Annotated in this window: 12 protein-coding genes; 2 read left to right on the top strand and 10 right to left on the bottom strand. The window is 52.3% G+C overall.

Annotated features, from left to right (window positions below; genetic code table 11):
- Window positions 1-44 precede the first annotated feature (44 nt).
- Window positions 45-1,232 (bottom strand): class I SAM-dependent rRNA methyltransferase, encoded by a 1,188-nt coding sequence (locus ACJJIL_RS22325; protein WP_445360804.1) that lies wholly within the window; start codon window positions 1,230-1,232, stop codon window positions 45-47.
- Between the two features lie 273 nt (window positions 1,233-1,505).
- Between ACJJIL_RS22325 and ACJJIL_RS22320 the strand changes: the two genes are divergently transcribed.
- On the top strand, window positions 1,506-2,501 hold the full coding sequence (locus tag ACJJIL_RS22320) for a GlxA family transcriptional regulator (RefSeq protein WP_445360803.1): 996 nt from the start codon (window positions 1,506-1,508) through the stop codon (window positions 2,499-2,501).
- A gap of 370 nt (window positions 2,502-2,871) precedes the next feature.
- Here ACJJIL_RS22320 and ACJJIL_RS22315 read toward each other — a convergent pair whose 3' ends face one another.
- The 4 genes from ACJJIL_RS22315 to glyQ all read right to left on the bottom strand — a co-directional run bounded on the left by ACJJIL_RS22315 (window position 2,872) and on the right by glyQ (window position 9,803).
- On the bottom strand, window positions 2,872-5,853 hold the full coding sequence (locus ACJJIL_RS22315) for a S8 family serine peptidase (RefSeq protein WP_445360802.1): 2,982 nt from the start codon (window positions 5,851-5,853) through the stop codon (window positions 2,872-2,874).
- A gap of 304 nt (window positions 5,854-6,157) precedes the next feature.
- A complete protein-coding gene (gene gmhB, locus ACJJIL_RS22310) occupies window positions 6,158-6,709 on the bottom strand; it encodes a D-glycero-beta-D-manno-heptose 1,7-bisphosphate 7-phosphatase (RefSeq protein WP_445360801.1) in 552 nt (183 codons plus the stop codon).
- 56 nt (window positions 6,710-6,765) lie between these two features.
- The gene (gene glyS, locus ACJJIL_RS22305; protein ID WP_445360800.1) at window positions 6,766-8,847 is read right to left on the bottom strand and encodes a glycine--tRNA ligase subunit beta; all 2,082 of its coding nucleotides are present in this window, start codon (window positions 8,845-8,847) and stop codon (window positions 6,766-6,768) included.
- Entirely contained in the window at window positions 8,847-9,803 is a 957-nt protein-coding gene (gene glyQ, locus ACJJIL_RS22300; protein ID WP_282930551.1) for a glycine--tRNA ligase subunit alpha, read from the bottom strand. The genes glyS and glyQ overlap by 1 nt, the downstream gene beginning before the upstream one ends.
- A 159-nt stretch (window positions 9,804-9,962) precedes the next feature.
- Here glyQ and ACJJIL_RS22295 point away from each other — a divergent pair, with 159 nt between their 5' ends.
- Complete coding sequence (locus tag ACJJIL_RS22295; protein ID WP_445360799.1) at window positions 9,963-10,850, top strand: lysophospholipid acyltransferase family protein; 888 nt, start codon at window positions 9,963-9,965, stop codon at window positions 10,848-10,850.
- A gap of 34 nt (window positions 10,851-10,884) precedes the next feature.
- Here the strand turns inward: ACJJIL_RS22295 and ACJJIL_RS22290 are convergent, their stop codons facing one another.
- From ACJJIL_RS22290 to ACJJIL_RS22270, 5 genes are all read right to left on the bottom strand, one after another.
- Entirely contained in the window at window positions 10,885-12,072 is a 1,188-nt protein-coding gene (locus tag ACJJIL_RS22290; RefSeq protein WP_444918657.1) for an ABC transporter permease, read from the bottom strand.
- Window positions 12,073-12,135: 63 nt separating this feature from the next.
- Window positions 12,136-13,296, bottom strand: a complete 1,161-nt coding sequence (locus ACJJIL_RS22285) for an ABC transporter permease (RefSeq protein WP_444940347.1) — start codon at window positions 13,294-13,296, stop codon at window positions 12,136-12,138.
- Complete coding sequence (locus tag ACJJIL_RS22280) at window positions 13,293-13,988, bottom strand: ABC transporter ATP-binding protein (protein ID WP_282930547.1); 696 nt, start codon at window positions 13,986-13,988, stop codon at window positions 13,293-13,295. The genes ACJJIL_RS22285 and ACJJIL_RS22280 overlap by 4 nt, the downstream gene beginning before the upstream one ends.
- Window positions 13,989-14,034: 46 nt before the next feature.
- Window positions 14,035-15,066, bottom strand: coding sequence for an efflux RND transporter periplasmic adaptor subunit (locus ACJJIL_RS22275; protein ID WP_445360798.1), 1,032 nt, complete (start codon window positions 15,064-15,066; stop codon window positions 14,035-14,037).
- A gap of 97 nt (window positions 15,067-15,163) precedes the next feature.
- Complete coding sequence (locus ACJJIL_RS22270) at window positions 15,164-16,615, bottom strand: TrkH family potassium uptake protein (RefSeq protein ID WP_282930546.1); 1,452 nt, start codon at window positions 16,613-16,615, stop codon at window positions 15,164-15,166.
- Window positions 16,616-16,673: the final 58 nt, after the last annotated feature.

Genomic DNA, 16,673 nt, shown 5'->3' with positions numbered 1-16,673 from the left:
CAAGGCCCCGGTCATTACCGGGGCCTTGTGGGGTTCATGAGCACCTACTTATTGGTGTTTCCCCCGAGATGTACAAAATGAGCTTTTAGGTAGTTGGTTTCCGGAATTGCTGGATGCACAGGGTGATCGGCCCCTTGACCACCACTGGCCAGAATTGAGGATGGGCGCCCCAAGCGGTGAGCGGCGCCACGGATACAGTCGAGAAGCTCATCAGATTGCAGATGCATAGAGCAGGAAGCGCTTACTAACAGCCCATCCTTTGCCAACAAACGCATTGCGAGTTCATTGATATGGCGATAGGCTGCCAAGCCGGCTTTATGATCTTTCCTCCGCTTAATAAAAGCGGGTGGGTCGAGCACAATCGCATCAAACCTCTCCCCCTCTGCGACCAACCCTTTGAGGGCATCCAGTGCTTTACCCTGGACGGTTTTGAGCTTGTCGGTGAATCCATTGTGATCCGCATTGAGCAAACACCAGTCCAAGGCCTGCTGTGAGGCGTCTACGCACACTACCTCTGCCGCACCATTGGCCAGTGCCTGAATACCCCAACCGCCCGCGTAGGAAAACAGATCTAATACTTTTTTGCCGTTGACCCAGCGATTCAATAGCCTGCGGTTTTCCCGGTGATCGTAAAACCAACCGGTTTTCTGCCCTTGGTGTACCGGGGCCAGAAGTGGAACGCCGTTCTCCTCGAACGGGACCATCTCGGGTACATCTCCAAAGGCTACGGTGTGTACCAGCGGCATATCTTCAACTGCGCGACCCTGATGATCATTGCGCAGCAGGATGCCTTTGGGGTTAACCATCTCCACCAACTTATCCACAATCGTTTGTTGGTAGCGCTCCATTCCCCAATTGCTGACCTGGACTACTAAATAATCCCCAAACCTATCCACTACCAAGCCCGGAAGCCAGTCAGAGTCCCCGTATACCATCCGGTAGCTGGGGTGGGAAAAGTACCGTTGGCGCTGTTCAAATGCAGTTTGTATGCGCTCACAAACGGTATCTGTGGAAAAGTCAGAATTACGGCTGACTATTCGTCCACAAATAAGTTGGCTCGGATTTACAAAGGCTGTGCCGAGCAGCTTGCCCTGGCTATCGTGAACTTGGCACTGACTACCCGCATCAATTCCCTTTAATGGAGAGCGCTTAGTGTCCACCTCATTGCTGTAAATCCATAGGTGGCCACGCTTGAGTCGGCGCTCTGCGCCTCGATTCAGTATTAACTCCACCAAAAGGGGATCTCCGTTGATGTGTACAAATTAGGGGCCAATTGTGCGGACAGCTAAGTGAAGGTCAAGCCTGTAAGCTGATGTATGGCTAGTTCGGAGCTTTAAGAACCAATAGTCACCCGAGGGTTACTCATATCCGTCAAAGTTTATACGTCAGTACCGGAGAAAATGACTATCAATTTGGGGTAACAGGGTGTCTAAGCTGGCTATAACTGGCAGAATCTGGCGCCTGTAAGTCATTCTTATCCCCAGCCGTTGTGGAAAACTGCCGAGATGAATAAGCACCAACAAACACAAAATGGAGCTAGGAAAGTCGCCATGGTGGTCTGCCCGGGTGCAACTAGCCTGGATATCACAGGTCCCCTAGAGGTTTTTGCCTTGGCAAATGATCAGTTGCGCAAACAAGGGCGTTCCAACCAGGATTTCTATGATATTCAGTTGGTGGGACTTGAGTCTGGTCCGGTTACGACTTCGACAGGGGTTAAGGTTTTTATAGACCTCCCGTTTCATGAAGCTGAGGGGATTCATACCCTGTTAGTGAGCGGCATGCCACCGGACTCCTGTCAGCGAGCTTGTGCCAATAGTTCTGTTCTGAAGTGGCTGGCTGAGCAGCAGAAAAAAGTTGCTCGTATTGGTTCAATCTGTAGTGGGGCCTTGATGCTCGCCAACGCAGGCATTCTCAATGGGCGGCGTGCTACGACGCATTGGGCGGATGTTCCTGAGTTGCAGGGATTCTCCCAGGTAGAAGTGGATCCGGATGCCATCTTTGTCCGCGACGGTAATGTTTATACGTCGGCCGGAATTACTGCTGGAATTGATTTGGCTCTATCGATGATCGAGGAGGACCATGGGAGGGGCTTGGCACTCAACCTGGCTCGAATTCTTGTTCTCTACTTAAAGAGAGATGGAGGACAGCAGCAATTTAGTGTGCGATTGGAAAATCAGATAAACAGCGATCGTTTTGCAACTTTAATTGAATGGATGTACCAGAATATTAAGAAACCTCTAACGGTTGAGAGGCTGGCTCAGGAAGCCGCTATGAGCCCACGGAATTTTGCCCGGAGCTTTGTGCGAGAACTTGGTGTAACACCTGCTCGTTTTCTAGAGCAGATAAGAGTGGAACGAGCTTGCCAATTATTTTCCGAACAAAATCAGTCACAGGATAAAGTGGCAAAACTCTGTGGGTTTCAATCCCAAGAGCAATTGAGAAGAGCCTTTAAAAAGCATAAGGGTATTTTGCCGAGTGAATATCGAAAGCGTTTTCACTAAAAATATAATTATTAATTACTTGTAGCCAATTGTTAATATTTAATTTGGGAGATTTATATTTAGTGCAGTAAAAAGTAATTGATGTTTTAAGTCGCACATCAACTGAACTTACTCATTCATTTTTACCGAAGCTTATTTTTTAGCTTAGGAAGAATTTTCTGGATTGATGATACTACCGGAGTATAAGCTTTCTGCTGCTGTGAGTATCAATCGAAAGACAAAAAATTTTTGGCACTTTGGTCGATTGCCCCCAGACATAGAGAGCGCTTTTATTTATCAGCAGAATGCACTCAATTGCGAATAAAAAACCGGCCAAACTCCGGCCGGTTTTGACTTTCACTTCTTACCATCAATTATTAGCGTGTGAGGCCTATTGAGTATTAATCATGACCTGAGTTTCGGAAAATTCTTTTTCTCCGTCACCATGAGCCAAAATACCAAGATGGCGGGTATTGGGAGTAATGTTCATCCACTCCAAAGAAACTACCCCAGTTCCGCCAATCTGTGCTTGAGCCGGCGCATCCACTGCGGTATTTCCATTGTCCCCGTTCAGATTAAAATTGAATAAGCTGAAATTGGTGGGGCCGGCGGATGTCGCATAATCGACAACAACGGCTGCATATTGACCGGGAGAGGGGTTAGCCAGGGAAACTGACTCTGCGGAAGTGGCGCTGCCGCTGGTACCGACTTCGGGATAGTTTGGCGCTGGGCCATAAACTTCCAGGTCCAGGTCGTCACTTCCGCTACCATCGCCCACATCGGCATCATACATAGCGATATGCGCAAGCTCCGTTCCTTCAGGTATATTAAAGAAAATTACTTGAACATCGCCATCTTCAACAGTGGTTGTAGTGGCCTCACCCTCCGCCAGGCCAGTGACATTCACCTGGAAATCACCGTTGTAGCCGAAGCCCACATTGAGTTCTAGGTTGCCATCGGTGCCGCTGCCAGTTAATTGCTGTGGTGCAGCTAGAGGAACAGGCCGAATAGCAATTGGGCTGCGCACACTGATCTGGGAGCCTACGGATTGCCAGGTGAGGTCACCAAAGACCCAAGTATTCATTTCGGCGGACTCTGTGGCGGTGAAGGTCACCTCAAACTCAGCACTCTCTCCCTCCCTGAGGCGTAGCACTTTCGGGTTGATATCTACATCGATACCGAGTGGCGCGTTGATGGATGCCCAATACCAACGCTGGCCGGGGGCGACGCTAGTAACCCGGCGTTTGATGGTCTGGCTGCCGAGGAGGTCGGCGACCCCCATAGAAGCGAGGTTCAGGTCGCTGGAATCGCTAGAGTATCCCAGGGACGTCAAAGCATCACAGGTTGTGCTATCGACCATCTCGGGCTGGAGTTCAGCGCCACATAGGAAGGCGAGATAATCATTGAAGCCCGCATCGTAAACCAGACCCGGTTTAAAGGCGTCACGGGGCACTATGGCACCGGCACCAATATCAAATGGTGTTGCATCCGCTAGTCCGTAAGACTTGCGCAGGTCATTGCGTGCACTCGTCATCAATGCGGACTTGGCCATTGCCGGGCTCCAGTGGGGGTTGGCCTGTTTCAGCATGGCCATTACACCGGCGACATGGGGACTGGCCATAGAAGTTCCACTGAGGGCTCCGAATAGTTCTCCTCCGCTTAACACTGGAGAAATCCCCGCGATAATGCCAACCCCCGGGGCACTGATATCCGGCTTGATAATATCCGGAGCTCCGCCGTTCTGGCCGCGAGATGAAAAGTTTGCGACGCGGTCTTCCCTGGGGATCAATTGAGATGGATCGATAACCCCAGAAACTTCGCTACTGGCTGCGAGAGTTTCGCCCTCGTAGTACGAGATCATCATTCCGGGGATACGGGTATCAGGGGCTGACATGGAAATCGGGTTGATGCGATCGTCTGCAGTACCATCGTTGTAAACGACGATAGCCAAGGCTCCGGCATCGGCAGCATTGTTATATTTATCGGTAAAGGAGCAACCCCCACGTCTTACCAGAGCAATACTGCCCTCCAAAGACTCGCTGTTAGTGACTTCGCTACAAGCTTCTAACGGCTCGCTGAGAACAACCTCAGCAGAGACTGCTCCAACCTCTTCCAGACTTACTGTGCCGTTACCCTCGCGTCCTTCGTAAGTGCCGGAAACCGACTCTGGTGAGGATACTTGTAGGGCTAAGCCGAAGCTCTGGTCATCTTCAGAGGCGCCGACTGCGGTTATCCAAGGAACCCCTGAAGGGGTTCCCATGGTCTCTGGGCCTGGTCCGTTATTACCGGCAGATGTGGCGACGAAAACGCCGGCATCGGCGGCAAATAAAAATGCGATGTCATCGCCACCACTAAAGGTGGTACTGGCGCCACCTATCGAGAAGTTAATAACATCCACACCATCGGCAACGGCTTCATCAATAGCCGCCATGGAGTCGGCGGACGAGCAACCACTATCATCGGGGTCTGGAGCATCCCAGCACACTTTATACACCGCGATGCGGGCTCGTGGCGCCATTCCGGTAAGGGTTTTTCCATCCGGGGTAATAACGCCATAGTTACCGGCGGCAGTGGTCGCGGTGTGGGTACCGTGCCCGTCTGCATCCCTGGCTGACAGGAATTCGTAATCTGCCAATTCGTTGTTGGTCAGGAAGGCATCGGAAAATGACTTGGCCTTAATCAGCTTATTGTTACAGGTAAACGCAGCGTCGTTGGGGTTTTGGTCACTGTTACCAAATTCACAACCGTCACCAGTAAAGCTGTCGGGTATTGAACCGTAGGGAACTTGGGGCCCCAGGTTGCCCTGTAACGGTGTAGCTATATCTGCGACACTCTGGTGTTCAGGGTGGATCCCCGTGTCGATAACACCTACAACAATATCCTCACCCGTAATCCCCCAAAGCCATGGACTGGGCATATCTGTGATGCCGAGGAAGTCCGCAGTGGAGTCAGTATGGGGCTTTAGTATTTCATCTTCCCAAACACCTTTAACGTCGGCGCGACCGCGCAGAGCAGCCGCTTCCTTTTCACTCATTACGGCGGCGAAGCCATTAAAAGCGGTGTCGTATTCATGAACAGTGTGTGCGCTGGGAACGGTGGATAGAACTTGTTCCCGCCGCGACCGGAGGAAATTGGAATAGTGTTGGTAGCTACTGCTTTGGGGGTCGATTTTGCCACGCTTGGTCGGTTTGGTGGCCGATAAGCCGGGGATGGTACCGCTATAGGAGGACAGAGGTTCGCTGTCCAGTTGAACAATGTAAACTTTTTTTGGTTTTTTTTGACTGGGGGCAAACTTACTTGTGGCTGATTCAGCAAATACACTGTTGGATAACAACATACCGGCTGTCAGGGCAGTAAGAATTTTTCTTTTCATTGAATTATCCCTTTTATTGTTTTGTGCAGGCGGCAACAAAAGGCTTAAAAGAGCTCGTCGCCGGGGGCATTACTCCTTTTCCCCCGGCAGGAATGTTCAGAGCGTCATTCAAGCCTGACCCATCCTTGGCTTGGCACGAATCATTGATACAACAATGGGCTCGCCCTCCCGCTAGTTGCTTTTAAAGGAATGCGCCATACAGCTCAACATGTTGGCGCCTAGCTGAACAACAGATCGCAAAAATGGTGCGCCAGGTTAGATGTTGGTCGCTTGAATCATCTAGGGAAAAGAGAGAGGGGGTGGTTTAGGGGGATAATAAAAACTGAGAAAAATGCGAAAGATCGATAAATACTGAAGTATTAGCCAGGCGGGGATCCGGCTGCTCGATAAGGTGCTGTAACGTCTGATCACCTGCACCAGTTTTTACCAGAACAGGTTTACACCCCTTCTCCAAAGCCAGATAAAGATCTGCCAGCTTGTCTCCAACCAAATAACAGTCGTGCAGGCTGGTATCAAACTCCGCCTCAATGGCATCCAGCAGACCCGCTAGGGGTTTGCGGCAGCGGCAATTATCTTCAGGGCCGTGGGGACAGTAGAAAATAGCGGCGATTTCGCCACCGGCATCCTCCACCTGAGTACGCATTTTAGCGTGCATTTCTTCCAGGTCATCCAGGTCAAATTGGCCCAGCGCCAGGCCGCTCTGATTGGTGGCTATCACCAGTTGATAGCCGGCCTGACTGAGCGCTGCCAGCGCTTCAATACTGCCGGGCAGGGGCTGCCATTCGTCGGCGGATTTGACGAATTTATCGGGGTTTTCGTTGATCACCCCGTCGCGGCCGAGAATGATAATTGCCATATTCGTATCTCCCTGATTTGCGAGGCGGGGGCTTAATGCCCCGCCTCTGCAAGTCATTACTTGGCAGGAACCAGCAGGGAAATATCGGCAACTTCGAGGAACAGTGCGCGCAGCTGGGCCAACAGGGCCAGGCGGTTGTTGCGCAGTTGCTCGTCGTCACTCATTACCATCACGTGGTCGAAGAAGCTGTCTACGGTTTCACGCAGGCCTGCAAGGCCTGCGAGACCCTCGGCGAAGAGCGCATCGCTATACAGAGGCTCGACTTCTGTGCGGGCAACCTGTACTGCGGCGAACAGAGCCTTTTCCGCCTCCTCCTGCAACAGAGCCTCATCCACACTGCTGGGTACAGCACTGTCTAACTTGGCGAGGATATTGGAAACGCGTTTGTTGGCGGCGGCCAAAGCACCGGACTCCGGCAGCTGGCTAAACGCGTTGACCGCGTGCACGCGGTTGTCGATATCCAGCGGGCGGGACAGTTTGCGCGCGGCAACGGACATAAATACTTCGGTGGCGATACCCTGGTCTTCGTAGCGGGCGCGGAAGCGCTCCAGTACATATTGCAGAGTCTGTTCCACCACCTTGTCATATTCACCCAGGGCGGTGCGCGGGTAGTTGTCGCGGGCCAATTCCAGCAACTCGCGCAGGTCCAGGTCGAGACGCTTTTCTACGAGGATGCGGATGATACCCAGACTGGCGCGGCGCAGGGCGAAGGGGTCGCGAGAGCCGCTGGGGGGTTGGCCTATGCCGAAGATGCCTACCAAAGTATCCAGGCGATCTGCCAGGGCAATTACAGTGCCGGTGTCGCTGGCGGGCAGCTCGTCACCGGCAAACTTGGGCATATACTGCTCGTACATGGCCTTGGCCACATCCAACGGCTCGCCGTCATTTTCGGCGTAGTAGTAGCCGGCGATGCCCTGCATATCGGCAAACTCGAACACCATCTCGGTAACCAGGTCTGACTTGCACAGGCGGCCGGCGCGCTCGGCCCAGTCGCCGTTGCTTCCGGTTTTCTCAGCGATGGTGCGGGCCAAGGCAGCTACCCGTTCAGTCTTGTCGTAGACGCTACCCAGGTGCTGCTGGAATACGATTTGGCGCAGTTTCTCGCGTCGTGATTCCAGGCTGGTCTTCTTGTCTGTCTCAAAGAAGAAGGAGGCATCCGCCAGGCGCGGACGGATTACGCGCTCATTGCCGTGGATAACCTGAGCGGCATCCTGGCTCTCGATATTGGACACGGTGATAAAGAAAGGCAGCAATTGGCCATCTTCATCTACCACATGGAAATATTTTTGGTGCTCCTTCATGGAGGAGATCAGGGCTTCAGCGGGTACTTCCAGGAAGCGCTCTTCGAAGCGGCCGGTGAGGGCAACAGGCCACTCCACCAATGCGGTTACTTCGTCGAGCAGATCGTCATCGATGACCGCTTCACCATTGACGTTGTTGGCTTCGGCAATCACCTGGGCGCGAATGGCTTCGCGGCGCTCGGCAAAGTCAGCCATTACGTAGCCGGGTTCGCGCAAAACCTGTGCATAGTCGTGGGCGGAGTGGATCTCCAGCTCGCGATTGCAGTGGAAGCGATGACCACGGCTGGTGTTACCGGCTTTTAAGCCGAGTACTTCACCGTTTACTACCTTGTTGCCAAACAGCATGACGAGCCAGTGCACCGGGCGCACGAACTCCTCGCGGCGCGCACCCCAGCGCATACGCTTGGGAATTGGAAGTTGCGCCAATGCCTTCTCGACAATGCCCGCTAACAGGGATTCGGTTTCAGCGCCTTTTTGCTCGTTGATAAAGGCCAAGCGCTCGCCTTTGTCGGTCTCTTTGCGTCCCAGCTCTTCAACAGTTACGCCGTTGCTGCGGGCGAACCCCTCAGCGGCTTTACTGGGCTTACCCTCTTTATCGAAAGCGGCTTTGACAGCCGGGCCCAGCTTTTCAATTTGTTTGTCTTGCTGCTTATCTGCCAAACCGAATACCGCTACGGCCAGGCGACGGGGGGCTGCGTAGGCTTTAACTTCGCCAAAAGACAACTCGGCGCCTTTGAGGCCCTGGGTAATACCATCGGCGAAAGCGCTCATTAATTTGTGTAACGCCTTGGGCGGTAGCTCTTCGGTGCCCAGCTCTACCAGAAAATCCTGAGCCATTACTGCTTCTCCTCTTGCTCGATGTCTTCCGCCAAAATATCTGCCCGCAGTGCTTCATCTGCCATGGGGAAGCCTAAGGCGCGGCGCGCATCGTAGTAAGCCTGTGCCACGGCGCGGGCCAGGGTTCGTACGCGCAGGATATAGCGCTGGCGCTCAGTCACAGAGATGGCGTGGCGCGCATCCAGAAGGTTGAAGGCGTGGGAGGCCTTCATAACTTGCTCGTAAGCGGGGAGCGGCAGGCCCAGCTCAATCAGGCGTGTGCTCTCGCGCTCGCAGTGATCGAAGGTCGCGAACAGGAACTCCACATCGGCGTGTTCAAAGTTGTAATGGGACATTTCCACTTCGTTCTGATGGAAAACGTCGCCGTAGGTGACGGGGCTGCCATCCGGGTTGCGGGTCCACACTAAATCGTAGATAGACTCGACACCTTGCAGATACATGGCGATACGCTCAAGACCGTAGGTGATCTCGCCGGTAACTGGGTAGCACTCGAGGCCGCCAACCTGCTGGAAGTAGGTGAACTGGGTAACTTCCATACCATTCAGCCAAACTTCCCAGCCGAGGCCCCAGGCGCCCAGGGTTGGGGATTCCCAGTTGTCCTCAACAAAGCGAATATCGTGGACAGCGGGATCTACGCCCATGGCGCGAAGGCTATCGAGGTACAATTCCTGGATATTGTCCGGGGATGGTTTCATTACTACCTGGTATTGGTAGTAGTGCTGAAGGCGGTTGGGGTTCTCGCCGTAGCGGCCATCGGTAGGGCGGCGGCAGGGCTGTACATAGGCCGCATTCCAGTTTTCCGGGCCTATGGCACGGAGGAAGGTCGCTGGATGAAAGGTGCCGGCGCCCACTTCCATATCCAGAGGCTGTAGAATGACGCACCCTTGGCGCGCCCAATAATCCTGCAGGGCAAAAATGAGTCCCTGAAAGGTACTGAGATCGTATTGCTTGGACACCGCTATCTCCGGATCAGTATCTGCTGTGGGCAAAGGGACGCAATTATAGCGGCAGCGGCTCCTGTGCTTAAAGCGCTATAGCCGCTTCGGAGGTGTCAATGTTCATTCTCGAACTAGATAGCCGTCTCAAAATGGCTTTTGTGGATAGGAAGTAATTCAGTGGATATTAAAGGGCGCCTTGCAGTAGGGGCACTGAAAATCATTGGCAAACTGCCGTTGTCTTGGTCGCGACGCCTCGGTTTACTCGTTGGCAAAATTGCTGTGTGGACGCGCTCCGAGGGGCTGCGTCTGAGCTGTATAAACCTGGAGTTGTGCTATCCGGCCATGGACCCAAAGCAGCGCGAACGGCTCGCCAGAGAGAGCGTGATCAGTACTGCAATGACCGGTTTTGAGATGGCGGCCCTATGGAACACCCCCTGGGCCAAAAGTAAGAATGCGATTGTGGGAGTGCGCAACCAGCACTTGCTCGACGGGAGTGAAGAAGGCAGGACCGGCACAATTGTACTGATGCCGCATACGGGCAATTGGGAAATTTTTGGATTGCATGTAGGCACCCTGGCTCCCTGCACAGTGCTATACCAGCCTCCCAAAATTGAAGCTTTGGACCCGGTTATTCGCAATGGGCGGGAAGTGACCGGTGGCAAGATGGTTCCCACCAACGTACATGGGGTTCGCTCGCTACTTAAGGCTCTCAAAGCCGGTAATTTTGCCCTGATACTTCCCGATCAGGAGCCGGATATGGGAGGTGATTTTGCTCCTTTCTTTGGGCGCCCCGCATTGACGATGACCTTGGTTCACAATTTGATACAGCGCACTAATTGCCATGTGGTGTTTGGTTTCGGCAAGCGCGTTGAAGGTGGTTTTGAACTGGTATTTGTTCCTGCGGAAAAGGCCATTTATAACGATGAGCAGAAAGTTTCCCTGGCGGCGATGAATCGGGGAGTGGAGGCCTGTATTGCCCAGGCACCAGAGCAGTATCAGTGGGAATACAAGCGCTTCAGGAAACAGCCGGAAGGTAAGAGCAAAATTTACCGCAAGAAAAAGTAGGGGCTCTTGATAGAAGCCCCTAGCTGAAAAGTATTTAAGCCGCGTGCCGGAAAGCGACCACAACCGGCATGCGTGCCGCGCGCCAGGCGGGGAAGAAGCCGCTGATAAAGCCGATCACCAGCGCCAGTATGGCGCCCTGCACAAACAGGTCTGGGGACATCTCAAAACTGAACACCACCTGGGTAAAACTGCCTCCCAGAGTTGAGGTGTTGAGACCGTCGAAAAACAGGTAAGCAGCCAGGGAACCCAAAAGTCCACCGGCAACGGCTAACACCATGGCCTCCGCAATAGTGCCGCAGAACGCGGAGAAGTTGCTGAACCCCAACGCGCGCAGCGTGGCGATTTCACGAGCCCGGTCCGCTACCGAGGTGTACATGGTGTTGAGCGCCCCGGCCAGTGCGCCGAGGGCCATCACCGAGCTGATAATCCAGCCAAAAATTGCAATATATTGCAGTTGTTTACCCTGGCTGGCGAAGTACTCCTGTTCGGTTTGCGCTTCCAGGTTCAGGCGCGGCTCGCGTTTAATGGTTTCTTGAATGGGCTTGAGATCGCCGTCATTCTCCAATTGCAAGCGGATTGACTGGTAGCTGTTACCGCGATTGTAGTGACTTTGGATAATTTTGATATCTGCCCACAGCTCGCTCTCAAATATATTACCCCCTGTGGAAAAGATCCCAACAACTGTCCACTGGTTTTTGCCAAAGCGCACTTCTTTACCGATTTCGAAACCATTAAATTCACGCAATACCCCTTCACCAACAATCATTTCGTTAGTGCCGGGAGTAAACATATGCCCCTCCACCATACGCATGTTATTGCGCATGGCCATGCCGGTTTTATTGAGACCGCGCAAGGGGATATTGGCTTCGGTGCCTGTGGATTTCTTCAGACCGTCGACAATCACGTAGAGCTCCGGCGATACCAGCGGGCCGTTGGAATCGGCGGCAACACCGGCGGATTCCGCGACCAGGTTGACCTGGTCCTGCAGGATTACAGAGTTGATTTCACTGGCAGACCCCTCTCGCATCAGGATAGCGACCTGGCTGGAGCCGGCCCCACTCATGGTCGCCTCAAAGCCCTTGGCCATAGCGAGAAACGCCAGCAGGATTGCGACGACAACTGCCGAGGCAAATACCATGGCCAGTGACATCCACAGGCGCCGACGCAGGCTGCCCAGATTCATCAGGGTTACCGAAACAATTTGTGCAATAAGAGAACCCATAATTTCTTCTCCTTTAAGGCTTCCCCAGTGAAAACCATTGTGTAGTTTCAGTGGGGTACCAGTTTATTGTTGTCGGTTAAATGCAGTTACTATGTTAAGTCGCAGAGCCTGAAAGGCTGGCATCAGCCCGGTAATCAGACCCAACAACAACATAAATAGAATGGCTTGCAGGGCGATATCCCCATCCAAAATCAAGTTGGGCAAAAAGCGGGCAAGGAAGGTTTTTACCCCTTCGACCAGCAGCCAGGCTGCGGCCAGGCCGGAAAGGCCGCCGACAAAGGCAATTAACAGGGACTCCGACAGCACCATTCGGAAAATACGGGTGCTGGAAAAACCCAGGGTTTTTAATACAGCAATTTCCCCGGTACGCTCGCGAATAGCTAGCGCCATAGTGTTGCCAACCACTACCAATATGGTGAAAAAGGCAGTAAACACCACAGAAAAAATAATTAAGCCAATATTTCCGATTTGTTCAATAAAGGCTTTATTAAAGGCTTTCTCGGTACTGGTATCGGTTTCACTCTGCGAGTTGGCAAAATTGTCATCGATAGTTTTTGCGACGTTTTCATTGATGGCAGGGTCATCGGTTGTTAGTGCCATCCAGCCAATCCAGTCACCACCGAAAGTCTGTGTCTCCATAAAATATTTATAATGAAACAATAATTGGCGTGTATCGTACTGTTCCGTATCCCCTTTAAAAATCCCGGAAATCACAAATTCCCAGGTGTAGCCACCATCTTTATGCGAAAAAATATTGGAGGATAAAGGAATCCTATCGCCCACTTTCCAGCCGTAAATCTGCGCGAGTTTTTCCCCAACCAAGGCCCCTTGCCTATTGTTAAACCAAGCCTGCTTTTGTTCCTCGGGAATAACAATTTCTTCATAGACTTTTAAATAGGATTCTGGATCTACAGCCATTGAAACGACCTGCCGGCTGGGTTCCTGAAAATAACCGCCAAACCAGTTGAGATGAGTTACATGTTTCACTCCCTCGACGGCTGCAACCTTTTGCACATAGGCAATGGGTAGTGACTGGGTAAAGTTAATTCTATTGAATACCACCAGACGATTATCAGCGGATAATTCCACGCTGGAATTTAATGCGGACTTGAGGCTGGTAACCGAACCGAAAATCAAGAAGGCGATAAAAATAGCAAAGCAAGTAAGGAATAGCCGCAAGGGCTTCCTTGTCATATTTTTAAAAACCAAATAAAAATCACTCATGCCACTATTTCCCTCTGCACAAATTGCCCTTTATCCAGATGCAGGGTGCGCTTGGCGTATCTTGCAGCCGCGGGATCATGGGTAACCATCACGATGGTTTTGCCGTGATCGCGGTTTAACAATTGCAGCATTTCCAGTATTTCATCTGCTGTGGCCCGATCCAGGTCACCAGTGGGCTCATCACACAGAATCAGTTTTGGATCGGAAACGATGGCGCGAGCGATGGCAACACGCTGTTGTTGCCCGCCGGACATTTCACTGGGCATATGTTTTGCCCGATCACTTAATCCCACCAGGGCCAGTGCGGTTTCCACATTGTGGCGGCGTTGAGATTTGGAGAGATTTGTCAGCAGTAGCGGCAGCTCTACATTGCGCTGGGCATTGAGCATCGGCATTAAATTGTAAAATTGGAAAATGAAACCAATATTTCTCGCTCGCCAGCGGGTTAGGGCGCCTTCATTGAGGGAGTCAATGCGCTCGCTGTCAAACCATATCTCTCCACCGCTGGGTTGATCGACGCCGCCCAACATATTTAACAGCGTTGTTTTACCGGAGCCCGAAGGCCCCATAATGGCAACGAAATCACCGCGATCAATTTCCATATTCAGGGATTCAAAAATGGAAATGGTCTCTTTGCCCTTGGTAAAACTTTTGCTGACATCCTTCAGCTGAAACAACACTTCCTCTGACATCTCAAATTCCCTCTTATAAATACTGTTGTGTTTTTATTGGTGTTTGCTAAGGAGCTGCGGCCTCGCCTGCGAGGAAGCCCACCTTAACGCCCATATCCGGCAGGATTCGAGTATCTTTGTCATCAATAGCTATTCGCACTCGAACAGTTGCCTTGGCTCGATCGGCCGTTGGAATGATGGCGATAACGGTAGCTGGAATGTCCCAGTTCGGGTAGGCATCTAGGTTGGCGTTAACTTTCTGTCCCTTGGCGACCCGGCCGATAAAGGCCTCGTTCACATCCACTTCGATTTCGAGTGAATTCATATCCACGATGGTACAGATTCCAGTACGGGTAAAACCTCCGCCGGCAGAGCTGGGGGCAACTATCTCGCCAGGTTGTGCATTTTTTGTCGTGACTACGCCGGCAAAAGGCGCGCGGATAATATGATCTGCCAGGCGTTCTCGCTGCCTCTCAGCTTCAAGAATGGCGACTTGAATATTGGCGCGGGCACTTTTTAAGTCTGCCCGTAACCCCTCTACCGAGGATTCACTTTGGGTGAGCTGCGCTTTGCTGGAATAATTTTTGTCTCGAAGTCCGGCAAAACGCCGATATTGGCGTTCAGCCTCTTTTAACTTCGCGTGAATACTCGCTTCCTTGGCTTGAAGCACTTGAATTTGTGCCTGGGCAAAATCCAGCGCGACCCGCGCTTTGGCATCATCCAAGCGGGCCAGAACCTGCCCCTCCTCGACCTGCATTCCCTCTTCGACATCCACACTACTGATCAGGCCCATTACTTCAGCAGAGACCGTAGCCATGCGCCTCGGTGTGATATAGCCGGAAGCATTAAGAATGGTCTCGTGAAATTTTTCCTCCCTGGGAATCAAGCTGAGAGTCTTGGCTTGAGGTTCGCTACTTTGGGGGAGCACTGGTGTACTGTCTTCTGCAAATAGAGAAGCGCCGGCAAGGCCTATAACTATGCCAGTAACTAGGCCGACAGATGCCGCCAATATAACTTTGCGCGATGGGGAACTGGGTTCGGGCGCTGTTTCCCGATCAATTTTGAGTTGACCGAGCAGCGCACTAGTATCTCTGCTCATACAGCCTGTTTTTATTAGTTACTTCCTGTAAACAGCAACTGTGGCAGAAATTAAAAAATATTGCCACGCGTTAGCGTGGCCATGACATCTTGTGTCGTTAGTGGCGCCAAAAAGCCGGGGTAAGTAGTACTAGCAGGGTAAAAATTTCCAGGCGTCCCATCAGCATCGCCAGGATAAGAAACCATTTGGCGACTTCATTAACCGCACCATAGTGGGCAGCGGCTTCGCCGAGGGCGGGTCCGATATTACTCAGACAGGAGGCTACTGTCGTGACGGAGGTGACAAAGTCTTCACCGGTGGCGATGACGATAATGGCGAGGATAAAAAAGGATGAAACATAGACCGCAAAGAAGCCCCACACTGCGTCGGTAACTCGATCGGGGACAATTTTGCGGTTGATCTTGATAGGGATAACCGCATTGGGATGTACCAAGCGATTCAGCTCGCGCATGCCGGACTTCATAATCAGCATACCGCGCACCGCCTTAATGCCCCCCGAGGTGGAGCCGGCGCAGGCACCGAGAATACCTAACAGCAAGAGGACATAGGGTAAGAATACTGGCCAGGCTGAGAAATTTTCCGAGGCGAAGCCGGCAGTGGTGCTGATCGAGACCACCTGGAAGAAACCGTGTAGCAGGCTGTTGCCGGGGGAGAAGATATTCAATATCCACAGGTAACAGCTGATCAACAGGCCGGCACCGAGAATCAGCATAACGTAGAAGCGGAATTCTGAGTCGCGCCAATAGTGGCTGAGGGTCCTGTTGCGAAATGCGAAGAAATGCAGACCGAAGTTAATGGCAGCAGTAAACATAAACACGATACAAATAATCATGATCGCGCGGTTGTGGGCGTAGAATCCCATACTGGCATCGTGGGTGGAGAAGCCTCCATTGGCCACAGTGGAAAACGCATGGCCAACGGCGTCGAATACCGTCATGCCGGCCCACCAGTAGCCGATGCCGCAGAGGATTGTAAGAATCACATAAATAACAATTAGTGCCCGTGCTGTCTCGGCAATACGCGGAGTCAATTTGGTATCTTTTACCGGGCCGGGAATTTCTGCCTTATACAGCTGCATACCACCGATACCCAGCATCGGCAGGATGGCCAGGGCGATAACAATTACGCCGATACCGCCAAACCACTGCAACTGCTGGCGGTAGTAGAGAATGGCAGGAGGCAGTGAGTCCAACCCGGTAATCACCGTGGCGCCGGTGGTTGTTAGCCCTGAGATGGATTCAAAAATAGAGTCGGTGATACTCAAGTCAGGCTGTGGGCTGATAATAAAGGGCAGGGCACCGAAGCTGCCCAGTACCAGCCAGAACAAAGATGTCACTACGAACCCGTCCCGGGTGCGCAGGTCTTCGCGCAAATCGTGCACTGGCAGCCACATGAACAGGCCGGTGATCAGAGTGATGACAAAGGCTGCGACAAATGCGCTGTGAGTACCATCTTCATACCACAGGGATACGCCAATCGGCGGCAGCAGAGTCAGGCTGAACACCGTCAAGAGAATTCCAAAAACTCGCGCAATTACCGCAATTCGCATTGGCGCCTATCAGCCTATCGTTATTTGTTGCAATGTTATCTGGACGGCGGAGACCGTT

The organism is Microbulbifer maximicatervae (SeqCode), from assembly GCF_052468095.1.
This window is presented reverse-complemented; position numbering and strand designations above follow the sequence as displayed.

Coding starts and splice junctions, on each gene's coding strand:
- ACJJIL_RS22320 (WP_445360803.1), top strand. CDS start 1,506: ATGAATAAGCACCAACAAACACAAAATGGAGCTAGGAAAGTCGCCATG.
- ACJJIL_RS22315 (WP_445360802.1), bottom strand. CDS start 5,853: ATGAAAAGAAAAATTCTTACTGCCCTGACAGCCGGTATGTTGTTATCC.
- gmhB (WP_445360801.1), bottom strand. CDS start 6,709: ATGGCAATTATCATTCTCGGCCGCGACGGGGTGATCAACGAAAACCCC.
- glyS (WP_445360800.1), bottom strand. CDS start 8,847: ATGGCTCAGGATTTTCTGGTAGAGCTGGGCACCGAAGAGCTACCGCCC.
- ACJJIL_RS22290 (WP_444918657.1), bottom strand. CDS start 12,072: ATGGGTTCTCTTATTGCACAAATTGTTTCGGTAACCCTGATGAATCTG.
- ACJJIL_RS22285 (WP_444940347.1), bottom strand. CDS start 13,296: ATGAGTGATTTTTATTTGGTTTTTAAAAATATGACAAGGAAGCCCTTG.
- ACJJIL_RS22280 (WP_282930547.1), bottom strand. CDS start 13,988: ATGTCAGAGGAAGTGTTGTTTCAGCTGAAGGATGTCAGCAAAAGTTTT.
- ACJJIL_RS22275 (WP_445360798.1), bottom strand. CDS start 15,066: ATGAGCAGAGATACTAGTGCGCTGCTCGGTCAACTCAAAATTGATCGG.
- ACJJIL_RS22270 (WP_282930546.1), bottom strand. CDS start 16,615: ATGCGAATTGCGGTAATTGCGCGAGTTTTTGGAATTCTCTTGACGGTG.